Here is a 4671-nt window from a genome sequence, read left to right as displayed (position 1 = left end):
GGCGGGTGACCTGCACATTGTGCGAGTCGCCCGCCGTTTTCGTTTCGGCCCATGCAACGGTTCCTGCAATAGCGGCCGTTCCTAGCCGCCGAGCAGGGCCCCGAATCGGTCCGCCGCGCTGCACTGCATCGTCGCGGTGACGTGGGCGTAGATGTCCATGGTGATCGTGATCGAGGCGTGACCGAGCCTCTCCTGGAACACCTTTGGGTTTTCCTCCGCCTCCAGCAGCAACGTCGCATGGGTGTGCCTGAGACCGTGCAAGGTGAGCGCCGGCAGGGCGTCCGCGCCGAGCATCTTCCGCGCCTTACGGACTCGGTAGGTGAATATCAGCGACACCGAATTGACGTTCCGCACGCCGCCCTCCAGATCCCCGAAGACGAGGCCATCACCCCACACAAAGTCGAGCGACAACGATCCGCGGTGCGCGCGCCACGCCCTGAGGGATGCCACCGTCGACTCATCGTTGTCGATAACACGAGCCCGCCCGACTTCGTGCCCTTCATCTCCCGCGTCACCGAGTCGACAACCTGGCGGACCTTCACCCGTCGGCCACGTAGGTCCACGTCGGACCAGCGCAACGCAAGCACCTCAGACCGACGGCACCCAGTGGCCGCGTACACCTCCCAGAGTGTCGCGTCCGCGCCCTTGTACTCGCGGGCCCAGCCCAGGAACGCACGCAACTGTGGGGCGGTCCACACTTGCGCCTCTCCTCTGCTGGCTTTCACCGCCTTCGCGGATGGCGGCCGCGCTGCACGCTTGCGCGCCGGGTTGACGACCACAAACCCCTCATCGAGCGCGGCGTCGAACACCGCCCCGATGGTCACGTGCACCTTGCGGACCGTCACCGGTGCCAGCCCCGCGCCCTTCGGCGGGCCCGCTGCCAGCAGGCAGTATAGACGTGCGAGCTGGGCTGCTGTGACTTTGTCCACCGGGGTCGACCCGATCTGTGGGTAGGTGTGTTTTCGGAGATTTCTGCGGTATCCCGCGGGGGTCGCTGCTTCCAGGTCGAGCCCCTCCAGCCAGCTATCTGCGTACGCCTGGAACGTTGGTTTGGATGCTGCGAGGTTCGCCCCAGCAGCCGCGTGGCGACGCGCCTCGGCTAGCGCGTCTTCTGCCTCTGACGCTGTCCGAAATCCACCGCGCCCTCGCTGCACGGGTCCAGAAGATGGGTTACCTGGGTCCGCAGGGACGCGCGGTTGGTACCGCCAACGTGCACCGCTCTTCGTCGTGCAGGAAGTGACTGACCCGACGCCGCGCCGCCTGATCCGCGCCCTCTCACCCATTGCCGTCCGCCTGAATCGCCTGCGCTAGTTCCGCGATTAGCTCTCGCGTAGTTCGCCCGAGCTTCTGCGCGTTCGCAGCATCGGGGGGCCCGCTGGTCACGCTCTACCACCGGAGGCGCCCCCCCACAGCCGCAGCGCTGCCACTAGCCCCCTAGCTGTTTCCCCCGGCGCGACCGCGTCGAGAACGGTTCGATCTGCTCGACTCAGAACATCGACAGTCCTTTCGAGAGTCTGCGCGGCCCACTACCGCCGCGCCAGCCGATGCCGACTCCCCGCCCACCACAGGCGCGGCGCGAATGCTGCTCTCTGCCGCCCTACAGGCCCGCCCCGCGGCGATCATCGCCTTGGCCGCCCTGGTGACGCCCGAGGACCTCGACACCGCCTCACCGTGGCGTGTGTGGGAGGCGATCGCCGACCGCGCTCGCGACGGCTTGGTCGGTCCGGAGATCATCCTCGATGAACTCACCCGCACCGGGCAAGCTGTGATTGCCGTCCGCGCTGAGCTGATCGCCGCGGCGACCGCGGGCGGTTACCCCGAGGCTCTGCACGCTTACGCCGCCCCGGTCATCGCCGCCGCACTACGCCGGACCATTGAGTCCCATGGGCAAGCTCTAGTGGACGCCCACGGCACCGGATCGGAAGAGGAGCTGTGGAACCTTGTCGTCGAGGGCGGTAGCAAGCTTCGCGGAATCGTCGACCGCCTCAACCGCGCCCGAAGGGGCGAACTATGACCATCGCGACCGACACCAAGCACGCCGAGACGGAGAGTGGTCCTGGTGATCCTCACCCCCGCGGTCCAGGACCAAGGACCACTCTGGTCCTGGTGGTCCCGGACCGGTCCCGGACCACACTGAGCAGGGAGAACCGAACCCACTGCGCGCCCGGTACGCCGACGTGGCCGGGCTACCCGCCGGAACCACCCCAGGATCACCCGAACCGGCCTTCGGGACCCGCACCGACGGGCACCGACTGTTCTACTCAGGACAGTTCAACCTGATCTTTGGGGATCCCGAATCGGGCAAGACCTGGGTCGCGCTTGCCGCCTCCGCCGAAGCCCTCAACGCGAGACAGAGGGTTCTCATGATCGACCTCGACCACAACGGCGGCGCGTCGATCATCACCCGCCTGCTCTCCCTCGGACTCGCCGCCGACACCCTCGGCGAGCTCGACCAGTTCCGATACGTCGAACCCGAGGAACGGCTCGAGGCCCACGGCGTCGTGGACGAAGCCCAGGATTGCCCTCCCGCCGTGATGGTGATCGACTCCCTCGGAGAACTGGTTCCAATGTTCGGCTCGTCATCCAACAGCGCGGACGACTTCAGCGTCGTCCACTCCGGGATCATCAGACCGCTATTTCGCACCGGGGCCGCGGTTCTCGCTATCGACCAACTGTCAAAGGGCACCGAATCACGCACCTTCGGACCCGGCGGAACCGGCGCTAGGCGTCGGACCGTCGGTGGCTCCTCAATACGGGTTCGAAATAAGGACCAGTTTGCTCCCGCCTCTGGCGGCAGCGCCTACCTGACCGTGAACAAAGACCGCCACGGCGGCCTCCGGCAGCACTGTCCGCCAGGTGATCGCGAACCACTCGCGGGCACGTTCCACCTGCGGGCGTTCGCTGGCGGAGCGTTGCGGGCCGAAATCGAACCGGCCGCAGACGGAGATCACGCACCGCCCGACTTCGGGATCGCCGTACGCAACCCCGAACGCGTTGTGGACGACGTCAGACAACTCGACCAGCTCGACCCACCACTGTCCTCAAAACGCGATGCTCAGGACCGCACGGGCTGGGGATCTGATCGTGCAAACAAAGCCCTCGCTGCGCCGGGCAAGTAGTTCGCGGTTAGGGGGGTTTAGACAGATTCCTGTGCGATAACGACGCCCGCACCGTCGTCGACGACAACCCAATCCACGCCTGAGACACGAGGGTCTGGGTTGCCCGTACGGATCAAACTGGCGATTGCGGCCGCGGCCTGCTCGCCCAAAGCTTCGTCTGCTGGATCGTTCCGATCGACCTGAAGGCGAACATGCATACGGTCACGGTTTGCCTCAAAGCCATTGATGTATCCGGCCCACAGGCTGGGGTCGTTCATAAGGACTTCCGTGAAGGATTCGACGCCAAACTGTTCCTTTAGCCACGATTCATAGCCAGCTGCGCGGTCCTCGGCCTGCTCGGCTTCGGCTTGCTCGGCTTCGGTGTCCGCGGCCTGGACGTTCTCGTCCTGGGTGTTCTCCACGGTGGTCGTCATGGTGGCGTCATCTTCGACTGTCGTGGTATCGCCTCCGTCGCAAGCGGTCATTGTTAGTGCCAGGGTCACGGCTGCGATTAGGGAGAGTGCTTTCTTCACGATGCGCCTTTCGTCAGGGGATGATCCGGAGGGATTAGTCGGTGGAGTGTCGCCTAGTTGGCTGAGAGTCGCGGTCACGGACCCGATAGATCATGTCGTAGTCGCTCACTTTTCAGGACCGGCGATCTATCGCGTTGCCGAACTCGCCCTGGTTTGCCTTTCGGGCCGCGGTGCCCCGCTGCGCGGGTCGCGCCTAGATGCACGATTCGGCGGGGGAGACTAGAAGCTCGTCCTCGTCCCGGTCTCGGGGCCACTCGGCAACGATTGCGGCGATGTCGTTGGCTGCGAGGATCGGGCCTGGTGTGCCGCCGCTATTGCCAACCCGCCACACCCCCGGAGCGAGCCCGTTTAGGTCGACGGCGACTACGTAAGCGTTACGGCCTGCGATGGTGGTCTCGACCCCGCCGTAGTTTCCGAAGTCGCCCTCTGGGATCTGATGGCCGGACTTGAGCGCCTCGAAGGCCCTCGAGGGGATCGTCACACACTCGGGTTCGGTGCCACAGGCGGCGAGTAGTCCAGTACCGGTGAGGGCGGCCACGGCGACCGATGCAAGGCGTCTCATAAACAAATCTTCCCACACCGCAATTGGCTGGCTGTTCGTGGTCGGGCATGCAGGTGCCCTCTAGCCGGCTGAACAGTGATCGTCGCGCTCGAGGGCCCGATAGATCGCGTTGTAGTCGCTTTCCTGCCAGGTGCGGCGCTCTATGGCGTTGCCGAACTCGCCCCGGTGAGTCTTGCACAGCTTTTCGAAGTCAGCGCGGGAGATATCGATGCCTTGGTCGACCAACGATGAGTGCTGTTGCCCGGAACCGGTATCGCATGCTGAGACGGTGAGCGCGCACCCGGTGACCAGGGCGACGGCGAGGGATCGGCGTAGACGCATGGGGGGTTCTCCTGAGGCAGTGGCCTCATCATCACCTGAGCCGGATGGTGTGGTGTTGATACGGCGAACTTGCCTCGGGCTACCCGGCGGGCTGCTCGTGGAACAGGTCGGCGGCGATCTGCTGCGATCGCTGGCAGTCCAGGGCCCGGCGCACCTG

At 65.5% G+C, this 4671-nt stretch carries 6 protein-coding genes; 2 read left to right on the top strand and 4 right to left on the bottom strand.

The genetic code is table 11. The annotated features are described in order from the left end of the window. Positions 1–81: 81 nt before the first annotated feature. Entirely contained in the window at positions 82–450 is a 369-nt protein-coding gene (locus G6027_RS19345; protein ID WP_346995689.1) for a tyrosine-type recombinase/integrase, read from the bottom strand. Positions 451–1579: 1129 nt separating this feature from the next. Between G6027_RS19345 and G6027_RS10295 the strand changes: the two genes are divergently transcribed. Both G6027_RS10295 and G6027_RS10290 read left to right on the top strand, forming a co-directional pair. Beyond that, positions 1580–2014: a hypothetical protein gene (locus G6027_RS10295; protein WP_182637094.1), complete on the top strand. Its 435-nt coding sequence runs from the start codon at positions 1580–1582 to the stop codon at positions 2012–2014. Positions 2015–2177: 163 nt separating this feature from the next. Beyond that, positions 2178–3119: an AAA family ATPase gene (locus G6027_RS10290; RefSeq protein ID WP_182637093.1), complete on the top strand. Its 942-nt coding sequence runs from the start codon at positions 2178–2180 to the stop codon at positions 3117–3119. Between the two features lie 17 nt (positions 3120–3136). Here the strand turns inward: G6027_RS10290 and G6027_RS10285 are convergent, their stop codons facing one another. The 3 genes from G6027_RS10285 to G6027_RS10275 all read right to left on the bottom strand — a co-directional run bounded on the left by G6027_RS10285 (position 3137) and on the right by G6027_RS10275 (position 4514). Beyond that, entirely contained in the window at positions 3137–3631 is a 495-nt protein-coding gene (locus tag G6027_RS10285) for a hypothetical protein (RefSeq protein WP_182637092.1), read from the bottom strand. A 193-nt stretch (positions 3632–3824) separates the two neighbouring features. Next, the gene (locus tag G6027_RS10280) at positions 3825–4193 is read right to left on the bottom strand and encodes a hypothetical protein (protein ID WP_182637091.1); all 369 of its coding nucleotides are present in this window, start codon (positions 4191–4193) and stop codon (positions 3825–3827) included. 60 nt (positions 4194–4253) lie between these two features. Then, entirely contained in the window at positions 4254–4514 is a 261-nt protein-coding gene (locus G6027_RS10275) for a hypothetical protein (RefSeq protein ID WP_182637090.1), read from the bottom strand. Positions 4515–4671 lie beyond the last annotated feature (157 nt).

It is taken from the genome of Dietzia sp. SLG310A2-38A2 (assembly GCF_014145095.1).
Taxonomy (GTDB): Bacteria; Actinomycetota; Actinomycetes; order Mycobacteriales; family Mycobacteriaceae; genus Dietzia.
This window is presented reverse-complemented; position numbering and strand designations above follow the sequence as displayed.

Coding starts and splice junctions, on each gene's coding strand:
- G6027_RS10280 (WP_182637091.1), bottom strand. CDS start 4,193: ATGAGACGCCTTGCATCGGTCGCCGTGGCCGCCCTCACCGGTACTGGA.
- G6027_RS10295 (WP_182637094.1), top strand. CDS start 1,580: ATGCTGCTCTCTGCCGCCCTACAGGCCCGCCCCGCGGCGATCATCGCC.
- G6027_RS10275 (WP_182637090.1), bottom strand. CDS start 4,514: ATGCGTCTACGCCGATCCCTCGCCGTCGCCCTGGTCACCGGGTGCGCG.